At 40.1% G+C, this 24,028-nt stretch carries 20 protein-coding genes; 13 read left to right on the top strand and 7 right to left on the bottom strand.

From position 1 onward, the window contains the following. Positions 1 to 19: 19 nt before the first annotated feature. Entirely contained in the window at positions 20 to 1,843 is a 1,824-nt protein-coding gene (gene yidC, locus DCO56_RS26775; RefSeq protein WP_108636755.1) for a membrane protein insertase YidC, read from the top strand. 121 nt (positions 1,844 to 1,964) lie between these two features. Next, a complete protein-coding gene (locus DCO56_RS26770) occupies positions 1,965 to 2,747 on the top strand; it encodes an META domain-containing protein (protein WP_108636754.1) in 783 nt (260 codons plus the stop codon). 93 nt (positions 2,748 to 2,840) lie between these two features. Here the strand turns inward: DCO56_RS26770 and DCO56_RS26765 are convergent, their stop codons facing one another. Further along, complete coding sequence (locus DCO56_RS26765) at positions 2,841 to 4,190, bottom strand: acyl-CoA dehydrogenase family protein (protein ID WP_376786675.1); 1,350 nt, start codon at positions 4,188 to 4,190, stop codon at positions 2,841 to 2,843. Between the two features lie 348 nt (positions 4,191 to 4,538). Here DCO56_RS26765 and DCO56_RS26760 point away from each other — a divergent pair, with 348 nt between their 5' ends. The 4 genes from DCO56_RS26760 (at position 4,539) to DCO56_RS26745 (ending at position 7,240) form a co-directional block, all read left to right on the top strand. Beyond that, complete coding sequence (locus DCO56_RS26760) at positions 4,539 to 4,763, top strand: PG1828 family lipoprotein (protein ID WP_108636752.1); 225 nt, start codon at positions 4,539 to 4,541, stop codon at positions 4,761 to 4,763. Positions 4,764 to 4,914: 151 nt separating this feature from the next. Next, positions 4,915 to 5,139, top strand: coding sequence for a hypothetical protein (locus DCO56_RS26755; protein WP_108636751.1), 225 nt, complete (start codon positions 4,915 to 4,917; stop codon positions 5,137 to 5,139). A gap of 124 nt (positions 5,140 to 5,263) precedes the next feature. Then, positions 5,264 to 6,613, top strand: a complete 1,350-nt coding sequence (gene purB / locus DCO56_RS26750; protein WP_108636750.1) for an adenylosuccinate lyase — start codon at positions 5,264 to 5,266, stop codon at positions 6,611 to 6,613. 72 nt (positions 6,614 to 6,685) lie between these two features. Then, positions 6,686 to 7,240, top strand: coding sequence for a NifU family protein (locus DCO56_RS26745; protein ID WP_108636749.1), 555 nt, complete (start codon positions 6,686 to 6,688; stop codon positions 7,238 to 7,240). A gap of 112 nt (positions 7,241 to 7,352) precedes the next feature. Here the strand turns inward: DCO56_RS26745 and DCO56_RS26740 are convergent, their stop codons facing one another. Beyond that, the gene (locus DCO56_RS26740) at positions 7,353 to 9,770 is read right to left on the bottom strand and encodes a glycoside hydrolase family 3 N-terminal domain-containing protein (protein ID WP_108636748.1); all 2,418 of its coding nucleotides are present in this window, start codon (positions 9,768 to 9,770) and stop codon (positions 7,353 to 7,355) included. A 188-nt stretch (positions 9,771 to 9,958) separates the two neighbouring features. Between DCO56_RS26740 and DCO56_RS26735 the strand changes: the two genes are divergently transcribed. The 7 genes from DCO56_RS26735 to DCO56_RS26705 all read left to right on the top strand — a co-directional run bounded on the left by DCO56_RS26735 (position 9,959) and on the right by DCO56_RS26705 (position 15,893). After that, positions 9,959 to 10,807: a transketolase gene (locus tag DCO56_RS26735; protein ID WP_108636747.1), complete on the top strand. Its 849-nt coding sequence runs from the start codon at positions 9,959 to 9,961 to the stop codon at positions 10,805 to 10,807. Between the two features lie 2 nt (positions 10,808 to 10,809). Continuing rightward, a complete protein-coding gene (locus DCO56_RS26730; RefSeq protein WP_104385685.1) occupies positions 10,810 to 11,763 on the top strand; it encodes a transketolase family protein in 954 nt (317 codons plus the stop codon). Between the two features lie 21 nt (positions 11,764 to 11,784). Beyond that, on the top strand, positions 11,785 to 12,330 hold the full coding sequence (locus tag DCO56_RS26725; RefSeq protein ID WP_108636746.1) for an RNA polymerase sigma factor: 546 nt from the start codon (positions 11,785 to 11,787) through the stop codon (positions 12,328 to 12,330). Positions 12,331 to 12,363: 33 nt separating this feature from the next. After that, positions 12,364 to 13,428 carry a hypothetical protein gene (locus DCO56_RS26720; RefSeq protein ID WP_108636745.1) on the top strand — a complete coding sequence of 355 codons (1,065 nt, stop codon included), beginning with the start codon at positions 12,364 to 12,366 and terminating at the stop codon, positions 13,426 to 13,428. Further along, positions 13,428 to 13,847, top strand: a complete 420-nt coding sequence (locus DCO56_RS26715; protein ID WP_241254843.1) for a hypothetical protein — start codon at positions 13,428 to 13,430, stop codon at positions 13,845 to 13,847. Before DCO56_RS26720 ends, DCO56_RS26715 begins: the two co-directional genes overlap by 1 nt. 61 nt (positions 13,848 to 13,908) lie before the next feature. Continuing rightward, positions 13,909 to 15,105: an aspartate aminotransferase family protein gene (locus tag DCO56_RS26710; protein WP_108636744.1), complete on the top strand. Its 1,197-nt coding sequence runs from the start codon at positions 13,909 to 13,911 to the stop codon at positions 15,103 to 15,105. A 26-nt stretch (positions 15,106 to 15,131) separates the two neighbouring features. Continuing rightward, a complete protein-coding gene (locus DCO56_RS26705) occupies positions 15,132 to 15,893 on the top strand; it encodes an SGNH/GDSL hydrolase family protein (protein WP_108636743.1) in 762 nt (253 codons plus the stop codon). A gap of 67 nt (positions 15,894 to 15,960) precedes the next feature. Here the strand turns inward: DCO56_RS26705 and DCO56_RS26700 are convergent, their stop codons facing one another. The 5 genes from DCO56_RS26700 to thrA form a co-directional block, all read right to left on the bottom strand. Continuing rightward, positions 15,961 to 17,157: an MFS transporter gene (locus DCO56_RS26700; RefSeq protein WP_165309068.1), complete on the bottom strand. Its 1,197-nt coding sequence runs from the start codon at positions 17,155 to 17,157 to the stop codon at positions 15,961 to 15,963. Positions 17,158 to 17,212: 55 nt separating this feature from the next. Beyond that, positions 17,213 to 18,400: a class I SAM-dependent rRNA methyltransferase gene (locus DCO56_RS26695; RefSeq protein ID WP_108636741.1), complete on the bottom strand. Its 1,188-nt coding sequence runs from the start codon at positions 18,398 to 18,400 to the stop codon at positions 17,213 to 17,215. 239 nt (positions 18,401 to 18,639) lie between these two features. Next, the gene (gene thrC, locus DCO56_RS26690) at positions 18,640 to 19,947 is read right to left on the bottom strand and encodes a threonine synthase (RefSeq protein ID WP_108636740.1); all 1,308 of its coding nucleotides are present in this window, start codon (positions 19,945 to 19,947) and stop codon (positions 18,640 to 18,642) included. 127 nt (positions 19,948 to 20,074) lie between these two features. Then, complete coding sequence (locus DCO56_RS26685) at positions 20,075 to 21,013, bottom strand: homoserine kinase (protein WP_108636893.1); 939 nt, start codon at positions 21,011 to 21,013, stop codon at positions 20,075 to 20,077. 88 nt (positions 21,014 to 21,101) lie between these two features. Then, positions 21,102 to 23,549, bottom strand: a complete 2,448-nt coding sequence (gene thrA, locus DCO56_RS26680; RefSeq protein ID WP_108636739.1) for a bifunctional aspartate kinase/homoserine dehydrogenase I — start codon at positions 23,547 to 23,549, stop codon at positions 21,102 to 21,104. Positions 23,550 to 24,028 lie beyond the last annotated feature (479 nt).

The following is a 24,028-nucleotide window of genomic DNA, read 5'->3' as shown; positions in this document are numbered from 1 at the left end:
TTAAGTTTAGTTATTAAAGATGGATAGAAATACCCTAATTGGTTTGGTCCTGATGTTTGCCATCATCACTGGTTCATTTTACCTGATGAAGCCTTCAGAATCAGAAATCAAACAAGAACAAGCGCGACAGGAGGCTAAAGCTCAGGCTGCAAAAGGACAACCTGCAACAAGTGACTCTACCGCAAAAGCTAAAACAGCGCAAACAGCAGTGATTGCAGATTCAGCTGAACTGAAAAAACCTTTTGGTGCATCAAAATTTGGAACTGAAAAAATCATTACACTTGAAAATGATGCCATCATTGCCAAAATCAGCACAAAAGGTGGTAAAGTGAAATCAGTCGAACTCAAAGGTGAAAAGAATTTCAATGGAAAACCTTTGATGCTTTTTGACGGTGAAGATAATAAGTTTGGTTTCCTCTTCAATGCAGCAGGACAGAACATCTCGACAAACGATTTATTCTTTAATACTGAATCTTCGGACATTCAGGTTTCCGGCGAAGGAAAACAATCAGTAAAATTCAAACTGAATTACAGTGCCGATCAATATATTGAGTATGTATATTCTATTGCCGGAAAAGGTTACAATGTAGCTCTTAATGTCAATACAAAAGGTATTCAAAACCTGATCCCACAGAGTCAAAAAACATTGACATTGAACTGGAGTACCGTTCTTAGACAAAAAGAACAGAATATTGAATCTGAGAGACAAAAATCTACCCTTTATTATCAAGAAGATAATAAAGTAGACCATTTGTCAGAATCGAAGGATGATGATGAAGCACTGGAAAAGAAAGTACAATGGATTGCTTTTAAGCAACATTATTTCTCCAATATCCTAAATGCCAAAGATGGATTCGTTAACGCGAAAATCGATGTAAAACATGCGACGGAAGGTGATGTCATAAAATTTTACAACACCAACGCTGAATTGGCTTTTGACAACCATAAAGACAATAATTATTCTTTGAACTTCTTTTTTGGGCCAAATCAATACAATGTATTAAAAGCAGAAGGAAATGACTACCAATCCATTATCAACATGGGCTGGGGACCTATGCGCTGGATCAATCAATGGATCACCGTGCCTGCATTTAACTTTTTGGATGGTTTCCATATGAGCTATGGTATTGTCATCTTGTTACTTACATTATTGTTAAAACTGGTTCTTTCACCAATGACTTACAAGTCATACGTATCTATGGCTAAAATGCGGGTATTAAAGCCGCAGTTGGATGAGATCAAAGCGAAAGTCGGTGAAGACAATCAAATGTTGATGCAACAGGAGCAGATGAAGTTGTATAAACAGGTCGGCGTGAATCCACTCGGAGGCTGTTTACCTCTTGTACTTCAAATGCCATTTACAATTGCTTTCTTCTATTTCTTTCCAAATTTATTTGAATTAAGAGGACAGAGCTTCTTGTTTATGAAGGATATGTCTACCTATGACACCTTGTTTACATTTGCACCCATCTTTGGATCATTCAACCACATCTCTTTGATGTGTATCTTGATGACCCTAACAACATTGTTGACCACTTGGTATAACAATGCGACTTCGGGCGCAACTGGTCAAATGAAATACATGGGTTATATCATGCCTTTGATCTTCTTCTTTGTCTTGAATAGCTTCCCTGCTGGTTTGAACTATTACTATTTTTTAAGTGCATTATTTACGTTCTTGACACAGTTAGTAATCCGTTCAATGGTAAATGACGATAAAATCTTAGCTAAACTGGAGGAAAATAAAAAGAATCCTAAAGCTGAAAAGAAGTCTAGCTTCCAAGCTAAAATGGAAGAAATGATGCGTGCTCAGCAACAAGCACAACAAAACAAAAATAAATAGTACAATTTATATAGCTGATAAATAAGGCTTCCCAATGGGAAGCCTTATTTTGTTAAGTGCCTTTTGTAGCGCTTTGCCAAACCAAACGTTAGAAATAGTGTTTTATATAAAAATTTAAAAGATGAGATTTAGAAACATTTTGGTATTGATGATGGCTGTTCTTGCGCTGACAAGTTGCGCAGTATCGAAAAAGAATTCAGACAAACAAGACACGGACAATACATCTACCCTTCTTATTGGAAAAAAATGGCAATTAATAGAAGTCGGTGGGAAAGCGGTCGCCGCCCAGGTCAATGGCAAAGTTCCTTTCCTCAAACTGGAAGAAAAAAGATACAGCGCCAGCGCTGGTTGTAACGGCATAGGTGGTGAACTTACTTTTTCTGCCAATGGAAAAATCAAATTCGCACAGGGAATGTCAACGATGATGGCGTGTCCGGATATGTCCATCGAGCAAGCTTTATCCAAAGCGTTGATCACAGCAGACAACTATACCATTAACAATGGTATCCTCAGTTTAAATAAAGCAAGAATGGCTCCCTTAGCAAAATTTAAATTATTGGAGGAAAAGCAAAATTTAAGCGGAACCTGGGAACTCGATTACATTTCCGGACCACGTATCGCTTTTGAGGGATTATATCCGAATCGTAAACCAACGATGACATTCAACACTGTAGATGGCAAGATAAATGGAAATAGCAGTTGTAACAATTACAACGCTACTTTTAAGACAAACGGGCATCAAATCAGTTTTGGACCGATCATGTCTACAAAAATGGCTTGTGAGGGTAGCGGCGAAGCGACTTTCTTTTCTACATTAGAAAAAGTAAACAGCTACGATGTTAGTGAAAATACACTGACTTTTATCATGGGTGATATTGCCATTATGAGATTTAAGCGCAAATAGAATAAAAAAGATAAGGCGCTGGAATTAACAGCGCCTTATCTTTTTTTATTCATTACAGCCTTCTCTCGCTCCCATCAGGATTTGGCAAACGTTTTAAACAAAGGCACTAAACCCAGTGATACTTCGTCCAACAATAAGCGAATTAATTTCTTTGGTCCCTTCATAAGAATAAATAGCTTCGGCATCGGCAAGGAATCTGGCGACATTATATTCCAATAAAATGCCATTCCCCCCCATGACTTCCCTCGCCTTAGATACAATATCTCTCGTACGCAATGAACAGAAGACCTTAGCAAGTGAAGCATGTTCATCCCGCAGCTGCCCTGCATCCTGGAGTTCAGAAAGCCTAAAGACGAGCGTTTGCATCGCCGTAAGGTTAGAAAGCATTTCGACCAAATGATTTTGGATCAACTGAAAAGACGCAATAGGTTTACCAAATTGTTTTCTTTTGCGTGTATAATCCAGCGCATTTTCATAAGCTCCACGCGCGCAGCCTACTGCCATCCATGCCACTCCCGCGCGCGTCATCTGAAGTACTTTGCCCGTATCTTTAAAAGAATTGGCATTTTGCAGTCGATCTGCCTCGGAAACGATACAATTATCTAAGGTAATCAATCCATTCTGAACAATCCGCAGAGCCATTTTATCCTTGATTTTTTCAACTGAAAAACCGGGATTGTCTTTACGGATAATAAAACCTTTCACCTCACCATCATCCAGATCTCTTGCCCAGACAATCGTGATATCAGAAAAGGTCGAATTGCCAATCCATTTCTTCTGACCATTCAACAGCCATCCCTCGTCAGTCTTCTTACAAGTTGTTGTCAAACCGCCCGCGACTCCAGAACCGACTTCTGGCTCGGTAAGACCAAAAGCACCAATTACTTCCATCTTTTGCATTCTTGGCAGCCACTCTTGCTTTTGTTCTTCTGATCCACAGATATAAATCGAACCCATGGCCAAACCACTCTGTACACCAAAAAAAGTAGCGACTGAAGCATCTACCCGAGCAATCTCCGCAGCAATAATGCCTTCCATCAGCGAACTTCCGCCCATACATCCATATCCTTCATAAGTATATCCGCAGATATTTAAGGCTGCTAGTTTTGGTACAATTTCAAAAGGAAATTCGTCCCTTAACCAATATTTATTGACAATAGGCTTTACCTCCTCCTCCATAAACTCACGTACCTTTAGTTGAAGTTGGCGGTCTGATCCATTTAATTTGCTATCCATATCGTAGAAATCTCCATTGATAGGGGGCAATTCTTTTTTCTGATTACCGGCATTAAGCATCTTCATTAAACCATGGAGCTGCTTATCGTCCATCTTCGAGACCGCATCCATGACAGCGCCTAGATCTACCTTTTTCGAGATTTCCTCCAATTTGCCAAAGTCTATTGATTTTGCCAAATCCATTATATTCTTAACTTTATCAAACATAATCGTCATTCTTTTTTAGAGCGTTTCCTCATAAATTAATAAAAATAATTGAAAATTGTTTGTGCAAACGACCAGCAAGTAACACCCTGCTTTCCTATTTTTACCCGTATCCTATATAACTCTCCAAACAAGAATATCGAACCATTCGTTTGTGCCTTTTTTAATTTCTCGCCCATAGATCAGTTAAAAAGGACTAATTTGAAGATTATTTTTTACAAATAAAAAACTAAATTTCAGGTAGTTATATCTTTTAAAAAAAATATATTTTTTTAAAGGGTTACCTTTTTGGGTTCGGTGTATTAAGAGATGAAAAAGAAAATATTTCAATTTAAATTAGAAAATTAGAAAATGAAAAACGCATTAAAATTCGGTTTCTTAGGTTTAGCTTTAACTGTAGCTTTCGCATCTTGTAACAACACTGAGAAAAAAGCTGAAGGTGCTGCTGATTCAGCATCTGCTTTAGTTGACTCTGCTGCTAACACATTAGATTCAGCTAAAACTACTGTAGATTCAGCTGCTGCTAAAGTTGATTCAGCTGCTACTAAAGTTGATTCAGCTGCTACTAAAAAATAATTTTAGAAACTGAATAACGTATTCGGAGAGGCTTTTCGCAAGAGAAGCCTCTTTTTTTTAAAAAAATATTGAAGAGCAGGGTTACCTTTTTCATTTACCGGTATCAAGTCTTAAATAACAAGATTTAGAAATTACTTTTAATTTTAATAAAATGAAAAACGCATTCAAATTAGGTTTCTTAGGATTGGCTTTAACTGTAGCCTTCGCTTCATGTGGTGAAACTGGTAAAAAAACTGACGCAGCTACTGATTCAGCTAACACTGCTTTAGACTCAGCTAACACTGCTTTAGATTCAGCTAATACTGCTGTTGATTCAGCTAAAACTGCTGTTGACTCAGCTAAAACTGCTGTTGACTCAACTAAAGCTGCTCACTAATTCTTCGAAACAGAATTTTAACAGTATAAAAGCCTCCCGTTAACGGAGGCTTTTTCTATATCTATTCCAATTAAATTGCTAAGCTCCAAGCATTTTTTTACCTTTGCCAAAAATCATTCAATCTATGGCTTTATCATCCTTAACAGCAGTTACGCCTATTGACGGACGCTATTACAATAACACCAATGAACTTGCGGCTTTTTTCTCTGAATTTGCCTTAATAAAATATCGAGTACGCGTCGAAGTCGAATATTTTATAGCGTTAAGCGAATCAGGAATCGCTCAGTTGCAACATTTCGATAAAACGTTGAACGAAAAATTAAGAGATATCTATCGAAATTTTTCTGAAGAAGATGCAATCTGGATCAAGAATACCGAAAAAGTTACCAATCATGATGTTAAAGCTGTTGAATATTTTTTAAAAGATCAATTTGAAAAACTGGGCTTGCAGGATTATCTTGAATTTATTCACTTTGGCTTAACATCTCAGGATATCAACAACACAGCCATTCCACTTTCCTGGAAAGAGGCTATCAAAGAATGTTATACACCGGTCATTGATGAATTGCTCCATGAATTAAGGTCTTTGGCAACCTCTTGGTCTGACATTCCTATGCTCGCCCGTACCCACGGACAACCTGCATCTCCAACTCGCTTAGGTAAAGAACTTTATGTTTTTGTCGAACGTATTGAGCGTCAGTTGCAGCTTTTACATACCGTACCGTATTCAGCAAAGTTTGGTGGGGCAACGGGTAATTTCAATGCTCATCATGTAGCTTATCCAGAAACCAACTGGATTGACTTCGGTAATAACTTTGTCAATACTATCTTGGGATTGGATCGTTCACAAACCACGACCCAAATTGAGCACTATGACAATTTTGCCGCTAGCTGTGATGCATTAAAACGAGTCAATAATATTATCATCGATCTGTGCCGTGATATATGGACTTATATCTCCATGGAATATTTTAAGCAAAAAATCACTGCCGGTCAAATTGGCTCTTCTGCAATGCCACACAAAGTCAATCCAATCGACTTTGAAAATGCAGAAGGAAATTTAGGCATTGCCAATGCTATATTTGAACATTTAGCGGCCAAATTACCGATTTCACGTCTTCAAAGGGACTTAACAGATTCAACTGTGTTACGTAATATCGGTGTTCCGTTTGCACATACCTTAATTGCGGTAAAATCGACATTGAGAGGTTTACGTAAATTAATATTGAATGAACAGGCCTTAGCGAATGATCTTGAAAATAATTGGGCTGTTGTTGCCGAAGCGTTACAAACAATCTTGCGCAGGGAAGGTTATCCAAAACCTTATGAAGCACTGAAAGATCTCACACGCACCAATACACAGGTGACCAAAGAGACCATTGCATCGTTTGTGGACAATCTCAATGTTTCTGAAGAGGTAAAAGCGGAATTAAAAGCAATCAGCCCTTCTAATTACACAGGTGTCACTTTATAAGCTTTGACTTATAGATGACCTTAACAACGCTTCTTTTGATATATCTTTGTTTGGAATAAAAATAAAATTTAAATGGCTACTATCAACGTATATACAGAATCTACTCCCAATCCTTCAACCATGAAGTTTTTGGTCAATAAATTATTGATCAACGGTAGTGTGGATTTTCCAAATAAAGAAGCTGCACAAGATTCACCTTTCGCACAGGAGTTGTTCAAATTCAATTTTGTAAACGGTGTATTCTTCGCAAGCAATTTTGTGACCATTACCAAAACAGAAGATGCGGAATGGGAAGATATTGAAGCCTTATTGAAAGACTTTGTAAAAGGTGCTGTTGAATCTGAGCTTGCAGTAAAAGCTGTGCATCATGATTCAGAAGTAAACTTTGAAGGCACAGAGACAGAAGTAAAAATACAACAGGTATTACATGATTATGTACGGCCAGCCGTTGAACAGGATGGCGGTGCCATTCATTACAAATCCTTCAACGAAGGTATCGTAACCGTTGAATTAAAGGGATCCTGTAGTGGTTGCCCTTCATCAACGATTACGTTAAAAGCTGGTATCGAAGGTTTATTAAAACGTATGGTTCCGGGTGTAACGGAAGTCGTTGCAGAAGCAATGTAGGAACTCATACCAACCAATAGTAAATAGAAAATGGATCCGGCACATGTACCGGATCCATTTTCTATTTTTAGAGCGATTTGATATCTCTATTGATGCAAGCACAACGACATCACTAATTGACGACATCAAAAGAATCTCTCAACGGCAGATTAGCGGATGAATTTCCGATAAAGATTTCAAATCTTCCCGGCTCTACAGTCCACTTGTTATATTGATCCAACAACTCTAGATGTACCGGTAAAATTGAAAACTGAATAGACTTTTTCTCACCGGGATTCAATTCGATTTTTTCGAAACCACGCAGATCCATCTCGTAAGTTGTAACGGAAGAAACCACATCTTTGACATATAGTTGAACGACCTCCGCTCCCTTTCTTTTTCCGATATTTTGTACATCTACCGTAACAGTCAACGAGTCTGTTGGCCGTATTTGCTTTTTATTCAGCCGCAAATTTGAAAATTGAAAGTCGGTATAACTTAAGCCATAACCAAAAGGATAAAGGAATCCAACAACCCGACTATTTCCCCAGCCATTGGGCCCCACACCGGGTTGCCCCGCCTGTGCCGCGGGTTTGGTCGGGAAATTCATTTCGATCTGTCCAACAGATTTAGGAAAAGAAATCGGAAGCTTTCCGCTCGGATTATACTCACCAAATAACATATCTGCCACAACATGTCCAGATTGACCACTGAGAAACCAGCTCTCCACAATCGCAGGCAAGTATTTATTTTCCCAATTGATGGATAACGGTCTTCCATTTACGAGTACCAGAATGATAGGCTTTCTGGTTTCTTTTAACTTCATCAAATAATCACGCTGTTTACCGGGCAGATTGAGATCTGAGCGAGATCGGCTTTCACCAACTTCACGTTCTGATTCGCCCATGACGGCGATAATTAGATCTGATTCCTGCCCAAGGCGGACACCTGTGGTCATACTTTCAATTTCCTCGTTCGACAGATCCGTTGGTATAATTTCACTTTCAGGCCAGTTTTTATCGACAACATCCACCCCTTTCGTATAGTTTACCTGCAGTGCTTTGTCCTTGGCATATGCTATAATACCATCCTTAATAGTTGTTATTGGATTATTGGATGGACCATAGCGACTTGTCGTGTAATTTGTTGCCTCGGCCATGGGGCCTGTGACCAAAATGCGCTTGTATTTATTGATATCAATAGGAAGGAGATCCTGTTCATTTTTTAGCAAAACAATGGATTCCCTGTTCACCTGCAGCGAAATATTTTCGTCGGCTTGGGTATGGACTTTCTGATCCGCTAAGTTGGTATTGTCGACAAGCGGATGATCAAATAGTCCCAGTTTAAACTTGACCGTCAGCACTTCTCGAACACGTTGATTCAATACATTCATGTCTAGTCCACCTTCGTCGATAAGTTCCATCAAGGGAGTCAGGTAAGTGTTCGGCGGATCGAAATTCGTCCGGACATTAAGTCCGCCTTCCAATGCTTGCCGTATGGCGTCTTTATAATCTGTGGCAACATGGTGTTTACTGCTAATAAATTCGAGCGCTTCGCTATCGGAAACGATATAACCTTCAAATCCATAATCCTTCCGCAACAAATCTTGCAGGAAATATTTACTTGAAGAAACTGGTACACCATCATAGTCGTTGTAACTGCTCATAATCCCCAGCGGCTTAGCCTCTTTAACCACTCTTTTAAAAGGATATAAATGGAGTTCATGCATTTCACGAAATCCAACGTGCGGATCTGTCCGTGCGTTTCCGTCCCGCCCACCCTTAGGTACGGAATAAACGGCATAATGTTTCAGGGTTGAAGCAATGCCGTTTTGCTGAATACCCAATACAGCTTGTTTCCCCATTTCAGCAATATGAAAGGGATTTTCACCATAAGTTTCCACTACGCGTCCCCAGCGCGGATCGCGAGAAACATCGAGGATAGGCGCATAGACATTGGTATATCCTAAGTATTTAGCTTCTCTTCCGACGATCTCACCAGCGGTTCTAACCAATTTTGTATTCCAGGTACTTCCGATATTGATCGGTGCCGGTAATGGTGTCGCCCTATCATGGTTTAGACCATGTATCCCTTCATTCGTAAAATCAACAGGGATCCCCAGGCGAGTATGTTCAATAAACCACTTTTGCACATTATTCAAAGCGACAGCATGACGACTGAAGGGATAGGAAAAAGAACTTTTTGCGGACTTATTATAGGCTAAGCTGTTTAACATTTCATCAATATTGGCCAATCCATGCTTCCATATTTCCTTGTCCCAGGCGGCGGCAGGCTGTTCATCCTTCAAAACTCGTCCATACCCATAGAGGGTAACGGTTTGATTAGCCTTTTCCTGGGTAGTCATCTGGCTCAATAAATCATCTACGCGACTCGCTATGGGTTGTTTGGAATCCTCATAGACATCCTTTTTACCGTTTTTATTGAAATCGATCCAATCTTGATGATAAATGGCTTTATCCTGAGCGAAAGAATAGAATTGTAATGCGGAAAATGCAGCAACAAGCAATAAGCGTTTAGAATGACAGGGCATTATCTTGAAAATTGTGGGTTTTATAATTAAAAGCAAGGTACAAAAAAAGTCAACATCAAAAAGTTAAAAGTTGAAATGGGGGCAGTCCACAGGTCAGGGGCTGATCAAAATAAAGAAATTCACTTTTTAACAAGCATCTAGCTTAAAAATAGTTAACTTTACGACCAATTGTGAAACCAACAAAAAAAATGAGTGCAGATATTAACAAACTAGAACAAATTGCATCACAAGTAAGACGTGATATCGTACGTATGGTACACGCTTGTCAATCAGGACACCCAGGTGGTTCATTAGGTTGTACAGATTACTTTGTGGCGCTTTATTTCAATGCAATGAAACGTAATCCTTCCTTTGATATGGACGGAAAAGGTGAAGATTTATTCTTCTTGTCAAACGGACACATTTCACCTGTATTTTACAGTACATTGGCACGTGCGGGGTATTTTGAAGTAAGCGAACTGGCAACATTCAGAAAAATCAATTCTAGACTACAAGGTCACCCAACGACACACGAAGGCCTTCCGGGCATCCGTATTGCGTCAGGATCTTTGGGTCAGGGATTATCCGTTGCTATTGGAGCCGCACAGGCAAAAAGATTGAATAAAGACAATAATCTAGTTTATGTATTAATGGGTGATGGTGAATTGCAGGAAGGCCAAGTTTGGGAAGCCGCAATGTATGCGCCGCACAACAAAATTGACAACTTGATTGCTACAGTTGATTACAATAATGCACAGATCGATGGATCTACAGATCAGGTACTGTCATTAGGCGATCTTCGTGCTAAATGGGAAGCTTTTGGCTGGGATGTGATGGAAGTGACTAAAGGAAACGATATGGCTTCAGTAGTTGCTGGCTTAGCAGAAGCAAAATCACGTACCGGAAAAGGTAAACCAGTGATTATTTTATTGCACACAGAGATGGGAAAAGGTGTTGATTTCATGATGGGTTCTCATAAATGGCACGGTGTTGCTCCAAATGACGAACAATTGGCGTCGGCATTGAATCAACTTACTGAAACTTTAGGAGATTACTAGAAATGAAAAAATATACTTACACAGAGTCAAAAGATACACGTTCAGGTTTTGGGGCTGGTTTATTGGAAGCTGGAAAACAAAACGAAAATGTAGTAGCATTATGTGCTGATTTGATCGGATCATTGAAAATGAACGATTTTATCAAAGAATTCCCAGAGCGCTTTTTCCAAATCGGTATTGCTGAGGCAAACATGATGGGTATCGCTGCTGGACTTACTATCGGTGGTAAAGTTCCTTTCACAGGTACATTTGCCAACTTCTCTACGGGCCGTGTTTATGACCAAATCCGTCAATCTATTGCATATTCAGATAAGAATGTGAAAATTGCCGCTTCTCATGCTGGATTAACCTTAGGTGAAGATGGTGCAACACACCAGATTTTGGAAGACATTGGATTGATGAAAATGTTACCCGGAATGACTGTAATTAACCCTTGCGACTTCAACCAAACAAAAGCGGCTACTATTGCGGCAGCAAAATTTGAAGGTCCGGTTTATTTACGCTTCGGCCGTCCGGTAGTTCCTAACTTCACACCTGCGGATCAGGAATTTGTCATCGGAAAAGCGATCCTATTAAATGAAGGCACAGATGTAACCATCATCGCTACAGGTCACTTGGTATGGGAAGCCATTCAAGCAGGAGAAAAATTAGCTGAATTGGGCATCAGTGCCGAGATCATCAATATCCATACCATCAAACCGTTGGATGAGGAAGCGATTTTGAAATCTGTTGCAAAAACAAAATGTGTCGTGACTGCTGAAGAACACAACCGTCTAGGCGGATTGGGGGACAGCGTTGCACAGGTATTGGCAAAAGAATTACCTAGCCCACAAGAGTATGTAGCCGTAAATGACAGCTTTGGAGAATCAGGTACTCCAGCACAACTTATGGAGAAATATGGTTTGAACGCAGACGCTATCGTTGCTGCTGCTCAAAAGGTAATCAAAAGAAAATAAGAAAACTACACAGGTCAATATATGGATGACGCTTTAATTATAGCAAAATTCGCCGAAGAAAATACGCGAGAAGAAGCTTTCCGTTTATTGTTGAAAAAATATCAACAAAAGATTTATTGGCATGTGCGAAGAATGGTAATCGATCATGATGATGCAGATGATGTCGTGCAGGATATTTTCGTCAAAGTATGGAAGAACCTTGGTAACTTTCGTGAAGATTCACAATTGTACACCTGGCTATATCGGATCGCAACAAATGAATGTATTACATTCTTAAATAAAAAAAAGCAAAAGCAGAACGTGTCGTTGGACGACGACACGACTGCTTATTTAGCAGAAACACTTGCTGATGGCAATTACTTTAATGGCGACAAAGCGCAAATGAAATTGCAACAGGCTTTATTGACATTGCCCGAGAAACAGAAATTGGTTTTCAACATGAAATATTTTGAAGATATGAAGTATGAAGAGATTTCGGAAGTACTGGGTACAAGTGTTGGAGCGTTAAAAGCCTCCTATCATTTGGCCGTAAAAAAAATAGAGTCTTTTTTTAATAACCACGATTAAACCTTTTAGCCCAACTAGGCTCTAATAGATACTATGAAGGAAAATAGCACATATCATGATGGGCTGGAGTTTAATCATCTTCCAGAATCATTGCGTAAAAATCCTTTTGCCGTGCCTGAAAATTATTTCAGTGATTTGGAATCTAAAATAATAGGGCAAGTCAAATGGATGGAATGCAAGGATGAATCTGTATTTGAGGTTCCTGAAGGATACTTTGATTCACTCCCAGATCTCGTGCTGAGCAAAATAGCGGAGGATTCCCTCAAAAACAAGGTCACTTTGGAGGGCTTTACTATTCCTGAACAATATGCTGCGATATTAACAGAAGATATCTTTCATCGAATTTCAGAAGAAAACTTAAAAGAAAAAATCCAATCGGATGGCTTTACGGTGCCAACAGGTTATTTTCAAACGCTTGAGCAAAATATCACTACAACTCTTGCAGAAACAGAATTAAAGGATATTGTTGCAACAGATGGCTTTGCTGTTCCTGTAAATTATCAGCTAGATCTTGAAGCAGCTATTTTAGCCCGTATTACTGAAGAAAAATTGAAGGAGGCTGTACCAACAGAGGGTTTTGAAGTTCCTGTAAATTATCATTCAGATCTTGAAGCAACTATTTTAGCCCGTGTTACTGAAGAAAAATTAAAAGATGCCATTCCCGCGGCAGGTTTTGATATTCCCTCTCATTATTTTGATAATCTTTCAGATAAGATTATTGGCGCTATTCAGGAAGCTGAACAAGAAAGAGATTCAACGCCTATCCATCACTTAGGGAAACCAAAAAAATGGTATGCTAGATATGCCGTAGCAGCATCGTTCACAGCTATGTTAGGCCTTGGGGGGTATTGGGGATACCAATACCAGCAACAAAATGCTTTTGCTCAAGAGCAAGATAACTTAGCCGAAGAACAGTTGAGTCAACATTTATCTGAAATACCAAAGCAGGAAATTATTAATTATCTTTCTGCTTCTGCTTCAGGGGATGACATTATATATATGTCCCAATATACGGATGAAACAAATCTTCCGACAAAAGGATTTGGCACTAATATATCTAAACAAGAGATAGAAGATTATCTAAACTATACCTTATAATGATGTTCAACAAAAAAAACATATGGATAACATTGTTCTTTAGTATATTTTCTATTGCCTTGGGCTTTGCACAAGACAAAAATCGTTTCCAAGCTATTGAAAATGAAAAAATAGCTTACATCACTAAAGAACTAGATTTGACTCCCAAAGAAGCACAGCAATTTTTTCCGCTGTATAATGAATATAGCCAGACGTTATGGGATATCCGGAAAGAAAAATTAAATGGTGCTCCTAAAAACAGTTTTAGAGGTGGATCGAGGGATGTATTACAGTATGATGCCAAAGAGGTACAGATAAAAAAAGAGTACCGCTCAAAATTTGCCAAAGTAATAGGCAATGCCCGGGCTTCACAATTCTTTGAAGTAGAGCAGGAGTTCAGGGAACATCTCTATAAATCTTTAAAAAATAGGGGTAGATAATCCCGAAAATAAAAAAGAAGTCTTAAAGACTTCTTTTTTATTTTCGGACATTTGTAAAATCATGTTAAGCAATAGAGAATTATTTTTAATGAACACCGCTCAGACCTCTAGCTCACCTAGATTGGTTGAAGTGGTTAAGGCCGAAGGGGTTTACCTATATGGGCCTAATGGAGAGGAGTATATGGATCTTGTCTCCGGATTTAATGTGAGCAATATTGGGCATCGTCACCCCAAGGTGCTCGAAGCCATAAAGACTCAACTCGATCAGTATTTGCATGTCACTGTCTATGGTGAATTTGTTCAGGCGCCACAAGTCCTGTTTGCAACAGAATTATTAGCAGAATTACCTTCAAATTTTCAATCGGTATACCTGACCAACAGTGGTGCAGAAGCTGTAGAAGGGTCTATGAAAATAGCTAAGAAGTATACCGGACGAAGGCAAATTATCGCAGCCAAGAAGGCTTATCATGGTAGTACACAAGGTGCTCTTAGTCTTATCGGGAACGATGAATACCGTCAGGCCTATGCCCCACTCCTTCCGGAAATAGACTTTATTACGTTTAATGATCCCGGGGACTTAGCGAATATTACAGATAAAACTGCAGCCGTCATCCTAGAAGCCATTCAAGGGGAAGCTGGCGTCAGAGTTCCTGATATAGCCTATATGCAAGCGGTAAGAAAACGTTGTGATGAGACAGGCACACTACTCATATTTGATGAAATCCAGACTGGTTTTGGTCGTACAGGAAAACTGTTTGCCTTCGAACATTTCGGTATTGTACCTGATATACTGATGTTGGCCAAAGGCATTGGTGGCGGTATGCCATTGGGCGCCTTTGTTGCCGCTAAAGAAGTAATGGATGTCATTAAAGACAATCCGATGTTGGGTCATATCACCACATTCGGAGGCCATCCTGTAAGTTGCGCCGCTGCACGTGCATCGCTTGCTGTAATTAAATCGGAGAAGTTGGTAGAACAGGTAGCTTACAAGGCTAATTTATTTCGTAAAAAACTCAGCCATCCGGCAATCAGAGAAATCCGTGGACTAGGACTTATGATGTGCTTACAATTGGACAGCTTTGAGCAAGTCTATAGTGTCAGTAAGTATTGTGCTGAACAGGGAGTGATGATCGACTGGTACCTTCATTGTGAAACGGCACTTCGTGTAGCCCCACCGTTGACCATTACCGAAGCTGAAATAGAAAAAGCCTGTAACATCATTGTAAAAGGTTTAGAAAAATATGCTAAAAGTATGTAACTTTAAAGCATAACAAAAACCTAATAATGAGCACAAACCGCAGATCATTTATCAAAAAAAGCATAATTGGTGCCGGTCTTTTGACTGGTGCTAATTTATTGGACAACGAAGCTTACGCCTATGGAGACAGCTTCAAATCTTCAAAAATAAGTTTGAATGATGGAGACGTCATCCTATTTCAGGGCGACTCCATTACGGATGTGGGCCGCGATAGGGATAACAGAAAAGCCAATGACACCAACGCCTTGGGGCGCGGTTATGCTTTATTGGCTGCAAGCGAACTATTGAATAAATATGCCGCAAAGAATCTAAAAATTTACAATACCGGAATCAGCGGCAATCGTGTTCCCGACCTTCAAAAACGCTGGGCAGAGGATACTTTAGCAATCAAACCAACCGTATTGAGTATCTTAATCGGTGTAAATGATTTTTGGCGAACCATAGACCGTGGAGCCAAAACAACTGTTGAAGAATATAAATCCCAATACCAACAATTGTTGCAAGAGACCTTGCAGAAACTTCCGAATGTTAAACTGATAATTGGAGAACCTTTTGCCGTAAAAGGTGTTGGCCATATCACAGATGCCTGGTATCCCAAATTTTTAGCCTATCAGGAGACTGCACGTGAAATCGCAAAAGAATTCAATGCGATACTCCTCCCCTATCAGAAAATCTTTGATAACGCACAAAAGACAGCTCCGGGAGCCTATTGGGCAGCGGATGGTGTACACCCTACGCTAGCAGGAGCACAAATGATGGCAACAGCCTGGATGGATTGCATCAAATAATATAAACAAGAGAAGAGGGCGGATATTTTGGCAATATCCGCCCTCTTATTTATTATTAAATCGTATACTAAATCTCTTTGTAAGGGGTCTTTTGTAAGTCTGGAAGAAAATAAGCGACGATACCTATCAAGGGTAAATATGAACACAGGTGATAAATAAACTCGATGGAGGTATGATCTGCCTGCCAACCGAGAACGGCAGATCCTATCCCGCCCATGCCGAATGCAAAACCATAAAATAGCCCCGAAACCATTCCTAGCTTTTTAGGCAGTAATTCCTGCGCATAGACTATAATGGCTGGAAAGGCCGAAGACAATATCAGTCCGATAATGACAATCAGTATTCCGGTCATGGTTAGACCAACGTAGGGTAAAGCCAATGCAAAAGGTGCTACACCTAAAACCGAAAACCAAATTACATATTTCCTGCCAAAACGATCCCCGAAAGCTCCACCGAGCAAGGTACCAACCGCAACAGCTATCAGAAAGTAAAACAGGTACACCTGTGCTTCAACTTCATTTATCCCAAATTTTTTCATGGTATAAAACTGAAAATAGTTTGTAATACTGGCGATATAGAAATACTTTGACACGATCAACAACAGTAGAATAACAACGGTAGTCACAATACGTGAATTGGGTAGATCCGGTACACGAATAACTCTTTTTGTCGTTCTGGAAACATTTGCAAGCCTACGTTTATACCAAGTACCAATATAATAGGAGATAAACTGACCAACAATGGTAAATAAACACATCCAGGCGATGGCCTGTTGACCGCGAGGTAAGACCAGAAAAGCAACGATAATAGGTGCCAAAGCCGTACCTGCATTTCCGCCGATTTGAAATATAGACTGAGCCATACTGCGTCTGCCACCCGAAGCCATATAGGCTACCCGCGAAGATTCAGGGTGAAAAATCGAGGAACCAATACCTACCAGGAAAACGGAAAACAAGATCCATGCATATGTATGTGCCTGGGAAAAGAGCAACATGCCCACAAGGGAAAAGGACATACCGATAATCTGCGAATATGGCACAGGGCGCTTATCGGTAAAAGACCCTACAACAGGCTGAAAAATTGACGCAGCAATCTGATACACCAATGTAATCATCCCAACCTGTGAAAAACTCAGGTGATGCTCTTCTTTTAATAAAGGGTAGGTCGCAGGGATTACAGCCTGAATAAGATCATTCAGCAGGTGCACCATACTCACGGCAAACAAAATAGAAAAAATAGGTCTGGTTTCTTTTTCTCTGATCATGATTTCGCTTAAATTAAAAAGGTCGATTCATTCAAATCAACCTATATATCTGCATTTATATTACACGTACCAACAATCCTTTGAGGTATTCACCTTCTGGAAAGGAGGCCCGTACAGGGTGATCCTCTGGCTGGTGGAATTGTCTAATAAATTGTATTTCTTTGCCTGCATCCAATGCTGCCCATGCTAGTACTTGCTTAAAGGTATCCATATCCATTGCGCCAGAGCAAGAAAAGGTCGCTAATAATCCACCGCTATTCAGCAGCATTAAGCCCCTACGGTTTAAATCTTTATAAGCCCGTGACGCACGATCCAAAGCTGACCGGGAAGGCGCATATTTAGGTGGATCCAGGACAATCAGATCGAATTTTTCTCCTTCATCCATAAACTTGCGCAATTGCTTATTGACGTCGGACAATATTGCTTTATGCCGACTTGGCTCAAATCCGTTTTCGATAACATTTTTTTCCAACGTTTCAATGGCCAATGCCGAACTATCCACCGAAACGACTTGACTTGCTCCAGCTTTTAAGCTGTTCAATGTGAATCCACCAGAATAGCAGAAACAATCCAATACACGTTTATTGGCGACATATCCTGCGGTCAACAATCTATTTTCCCGCTGGTCACAGTAAAATCCCGACTTTTGTCCGTCAATAATATTTACTTTATAATGAAGGCCGTTTTCGATAACGTCTACAAATTCAGGCGGCAACTCTCCAGACAAAAGACCATTTGTATCAGGTAAACCTTCATGTTCACGGGATTTTAGATCGCTCCGTTCGTAGATACCTGTAGGATCGAGTAGGGTATTTAATTCTGCGATAATAATATCTTTAACCTTCTCTACCCCTACCGAATGAACTTGAATGGAAATAAAATCAGCATACTTATCAACGATTAATCCAGGCAGAAAATCTGCTTCCGCAAAAATGAGGCGGACCGTGTTCGTCATACCATCCTGGAGTAAATGCTCTCTCGCCGCTACCGCCTTTTGAATACGGGTACGCCACCAATCCGCATCAATCTGAGCGTTTGGATTCCATTCCAATAAACGAATGGCTACCCGGGAACTATTGTGAAATAATCCATATGCGATAAACTCTCGCTCGGCATTGTATACGCCAACAACTTCGCCATCTTCTATCTTATCGGACAATGATTTAATTGCTCCAGAAAATACCCAAGGATGCAATTGCCAGGCAGCTTTATCCTTACCCTTATTCAAATAAACTGATTTCATTACTGCAAAATTAACTTATTATTTCGACATCCAAATGAAACATACGATATAAAAAGCCTAAGTAATAAAACCAGCGAATACCCAAGTGTTAAACGACAAAAGCTAGTTTATAAAAACACTATCCAGAAAGTGAAAGCGAAGTTCTTAAGAATTAAACATTTGGAAAGAGATCGTAAGAGGATTTACGAGTAAAATAAAAAAAAGGAGGAGTCCAATCTTCTGGACATCCCCCTCCGCGTTTAGTTATGGTTGATTAGATATCTTTTGAACGCTTCGAAGTCTACCGCCAAAGGTTCCGCTAGTTTTTCTTTTCCTTGCAACGCTTCTGCACCGTCCGGCAATGCAATTTTTGCGAACACTTCAGCATCTATCGCATCCGGGAATTTGCAGGGATGTGCTGTAGATAAGAATACCGAGGCGTAATGACCCGGATTTTCTTTAGCATAAGCTTTCGCACCAAGCCAAGCAATCGCCGTATGTGGACAGGCAATGTAATTTGCTTCTTGCACGAGTCTATCCATCCCAACTTTTGTTTCTTTATCAGTAAACGTATAGGAAGAAAGCATTGCTTTTAGCTCTGCAAGATTACCTGCAAAAAGATCCTGAATCCGCACCCAATTGCTTGGGTTTCCCACATCCATGGCATTACTCAATGTCTGGACAGAAGGTTTGGGTTCGTATTGTCCTGAAACAAGAAATCTCGGTACGGTATCGTTGACATTTGTCGCTGCCACAAAATGTTTGACAGGAAGCCCCATTTTGTAAGCTAACAAACCTGCGCCAATATTTCCAAAATTACCACTTGGCACGGTAAATGCGACTTCATTGATGCCTTGGGATTTCAGTTGGGCATAAGCATAAAAATAGTAGAAGGTTTGCGGGATCAATCGGGCAATATTGATTGAATTGGCAGATGTCAATCGCAATGTTTGATTGAGCCCTTCATCATTAAACGCCTGTTTCACGAGCGCCTGACAATCGTCAAATGTACCATCGACCTCAAGGGCACGTATATTTTGCCCGTTTGTTGTCAACTGTAGCTCTTGTACCTCGGAAACTTTGCCTTTGGGATATAATATGGTCACACGAGTCCCCTCTACTCCCAAGAAACCTAATGCCACAGCTCCTCCAGTATCGCCTGAAGTTGCGACGAGCACATCCAGCAATTTATCATCAGCTTTAGAAAAGTATCCCATAATACGGCTCATAAATCGAGCTCCAAAATCCTTAAAAGCATAAGAAGGTCCATGAAATAGCTCTAGTACAGCTGTACTATCGGTCAGGAATTTTACGGGTGCATCAAAATTAATCGCTTCATCGACGATTTTCTTTAAATCCGGCTTAGGAATATCACTCCCTAAAAGTGTCGAGGCTACCTCCAACGCAATTTCCTGCAAAGAATATTGTTGGATATTTTTGATGAATAAAGGGTCCAGCTGCGGGATTTGTTCAGGCATATACAACCCTTTATCCGCTGGCAATGAATTAAATACGGCATCTTTGAAAGAGACAGCCAATGTTCTATTATTTGTACTGTAAAACTTCATCTTTTAATATTTACTTTAACATACATCTATACTGAATACGGTCCCCTTGTATATGATACAGTGGTCATACGATCAGTCAGGCGCCACCTTCCATGTACTATTTTTATAAACACGGTATGGCAAATTTTTAATTTAATACTCTCGGTCCTTCTATATTTACTTTTGAGACGTAGCCAAAGCTGTCAATTTCATTTTCCTTGAGATGAGCCTGGATGCTGTCTGCAATCTTTTTGGCTATCTGCTCATCCCGTGTCATTGCAACGACCGAGGGGCCTGAACCTGATATACCAAAGCTCAGAGCTCCATGCTGTAGTGCGATTTCCTTCATTTCATAAAACTGCGGAATCAATATCGCACGCGTGGGCTCTATAAGAATATCCTTCATGCTCCGGGAAATCAGATCATAATCTTCTTTAAATAAAGCCGCTACCAATCCGGCAATATTGCCCCATTGCGTCACAGCATCTTTTAATAAGACTTTATCTTTGATTAATTGTCGTGCGTCACGTGTAGGGACATCGACCTGTGGAAACACCACTGCTGCCACTAATTCCTTCGGTGAAGGAATAGAAACAACATCCAAAGGCTCATTGCCCCTGATTAACGTTATACCTCCATAAAGTGCCGGCGCAACATTATCGGCATGACCGGTACCACAGGCTAATCGCTCCCCCTCGACACAGAACGGTAACAATTCTTCTTTCGTTAATGGGTTGCCAAGCATAACATTGATCGCAAAAAGTCCTGCCACCGTACTCGCCGCACTGGAGCCCAAACCCGATCCGATTGGCATGTGCTTGTGCAATTCAATTTCGACACCGACTTTCGACGCAATATTTAGCGCTTGCAACAGGTACTGAACACAAGCAGACACGGTGTTTTTACTGGGGTCGAGCGGGAGTCTACCATCATCTCCTGTGATCTCTTTTATGGTCACTCCGGGCTGCTGTTTGCGCCGCATGATAACTTCATCTCCCGGCTGCTCCACCGCAAAACCCAGTATATCAAAACCACAGATCATATTCGCAACAGTTGCAGGAGCAAATACCCGAACTTCCGGCAGCATCTTGTCCAAATCGATGACTTTACCTTTTAGATATTCTACATTTAAATTATTAGCCATTACTTCAATCGTTATTTACTTCAAAATAGTCTTATGCTCCAACGTTAACCAAATCTGCGAACACGCCCGCCGCAGTCACTTCAGCACCGGCTCCGGGGCCCTTGACAACCAAAGGGCGTTCTTTGTATCTTTCTGTGGTAAAGGAAATAATGTTATCACTACCCGATAACGCGTAAAAAGGGTGGTTTTCGTCTACAAATTGGATCGCTATAGAAACTTTTCCATTTTCAAGCTTTCCGATATAACGTATTACTTTCTTCTCACGGGCAGCTCTTGCTTTCATATCTTCGAAATAAGCATTCTCATTTTGTAATTCCGCATAGAAGGCGTCCACGGTATCGGCCTTTAGACAGGCTTCCGGAAGAATCGGTCCCAGATCTACATCTTCCGCTTCAACGGCATAGCCAGCGTCTCTTGCCAAAATCAACATTTTACGCATAAAGTCTATTCCCCCCAAATCATCCCTTGGATCCGGTTCGGTATAGCCCAACTCTTGCGCTTGCTTAACAACATTGAAAAAAGTAGCATAGTCTTTGAAATTGTTGAAGATGTAAGATATCGTACCTGAAAGAATGGCCTCGATCTTTAAGATACGGTCGCCACTCAACATCAAGTCTTTAAGAACCCTTACGATAGGTAGCCCGGCACCGACATTCGTCTCATAGAAAAAGTCCACCCCATGTTTATGGGCAGTATCGCGAAGCGTCTTATATTGTGCATACTTTCCAGAATTCGCGATTTTATTACAGGTTACGATGGAGATATTGGATTTAAAAATATCTTCATAATACGTGGCTGGCAACTTGCTTGCGGTATTATCAATAAACACACAGTTTGGTAAGTTTAAGGCTTTCATTTTCTCAATAAATAAAGCCAGATCCGCCTCGGAGCCATTCTTTTCGAGCTCAGCCGACCAATTATTTAGTTCTACACCTTCGGTATTAAATAACATCTTACGGCTATTGGAAATTCCAACCACTTTGATCTCGATATCGTTCTTATCCAGCAGAAAATCATGTTGATCCTCCAATTGTTTAAATAACGTTGCACCAATATTACCTGTACCGATATTAAATACATGCAATGTTTTTTTCAACTCCGCGAAAAAAGCATCGTGAACAGCGTTGAGCGCTTTGGCCAAATCTTCTTTACCGATGATGACGGAGATATTATATTCCGATGACCCTTGTGCTATAGCTCTTACATTGATACCATTTCGTCCAAGGGCAGCAAATAACCTTCCGGACATCCCCGGAGTCCGTTTCATATTTTCGCCAACAATGGCCAATACAGAAAGATTATCCTCTATAGCAGGAATAACCAGCTTATTTGCCTGGATTTCCAGTTCGAATTCAATTTCAATCAACTGTATTGCACGCTTCGCATCCGAGGGATTAACCGCAAAGGTGATGCTATGCTCCGAAGAAGATTGCGTGATCAATACAACATTAATCTGCTCCCTTGCCAACAGCGTAAAAAGTCGCCCGCTAAACCCAGACTTGCCGATCATTCCTGATCCACTTAAATTGATCACAGAAATATCCGAGATAGAAGAAATCCCCTTGATTGGCAACGCTGTTTTTCCGCTATCAAATTGGATTACCGTACCCGAGAAATCAGGCTCAAAAGTATTGCGGATGACAATCGGGATTTTCTTCAAAAATGCGGGTATCATGGTTGGTGGGTAGATTACCTTAGCACCAAAATAAGAAAGCTCCATTGCTTCAGTATAGGAAAGCACCGGGAGTGAAAAGGCTTTTTTCACGATCCGGGGATCAGCAGTCAGCATGCCATTAACATCAGTCCAGATTTCAATCGCTGTCGCATCAAGTATCGACCCAAAAATGGCAGCAGTATAGTCCGATCCGCCTCTTCCCAAGGTGGTGATGCGACCATTCTCATTGCTACCGATAAAACCGGTTACAAAAAGCAATTTATCACTGTGTGTGATATACATTGATTTCACGAGCTGCTCCGTCAGGGCTTCATTTAAATGGGCATTACCAAAGTCGGAATCGGTCTTTACATAATGCGAGGCATCAATAAATAGAGACTCCGGTATATACTGTTCCATTACTTTAGAAACCATATAATTCGAGCATCGCTCACCATAACTCAGAATCAGGTCCTTACTTTGATTACTTAGCTCCTTCAGTGCAAAAATTCCCTGGAGCAGATCCTCGATCTCATTGAAAAATAACTTAAGTTTGGTGAAAACTGGATTTTGAAACTTAACTGCGAGAAGCTCTTTCACGACTGCAAAATGTTTATCCTCCAAAGATTTAAGTCCATCAGAAAAGGACTTTCCTTCTGCCGCGTCCTCTGCCAACTGGGTTAGTAAATTTGTTACTCCTGACATCGCAGATAATACCACCAGTGGCTTTTCCTTAGCATCATAGGATTTCTTAACAATGCTTAAGACTGCTTTGAGACTTTCTACTGTTCCGACTGAAGTTCCTCCAAATTTTAAAACTTTCATACTGATTTATACTGTTTGTTTAGTTTGATTTATGTGATAAAAAAGAAGCGCTTTCCCTTTTGAGGAAAGCGCTTCGAAATATTGTGTCTACAATTATATACAATGAAACTACTTCCTCCTAAGTTTTATCCCGGTGGTAATAATAATCGTTGTAATAATTGTGTTTGTGCTCATTGTTATTGCTTATGTGCAGTAAATATAGAACAAATATTATCACATTCCTAAAGAAAATTAATATTTTTTTTCAGATTCACAAAAACAAGTCTTAAAGAATGATATTCTAACATAAGCCGGTTGTTTTATATGAACCGATACCTCTACTTGCGTGTAGTAAAAGTTCGACAGACCGATTAAATTTCAATATGTTCAAAAAGCGTTAAGAAAGATGTTAAAATTGTTAAAATTTCGTTAAATCGCCTAAAAAAAATTTGACCTTAAACTGATATTGTATTATATTCGCAACAGTGCTGTCCAAAATA

It is taken from the genome of Sphingobacterium athyrii (assembly GCF_003071065.1).
Lineage (GTDB): Bacteria > Bacteroidota > Bacteroidia > Sphingobacteriales > Sphingobacteriaceae > Sphingobacterium > Sphingobacterium athyrii.
Note: the sequence above shows the minus strand (reverse complement) of the source record. Positions and strands in the feature narration are given on the sequence as shown.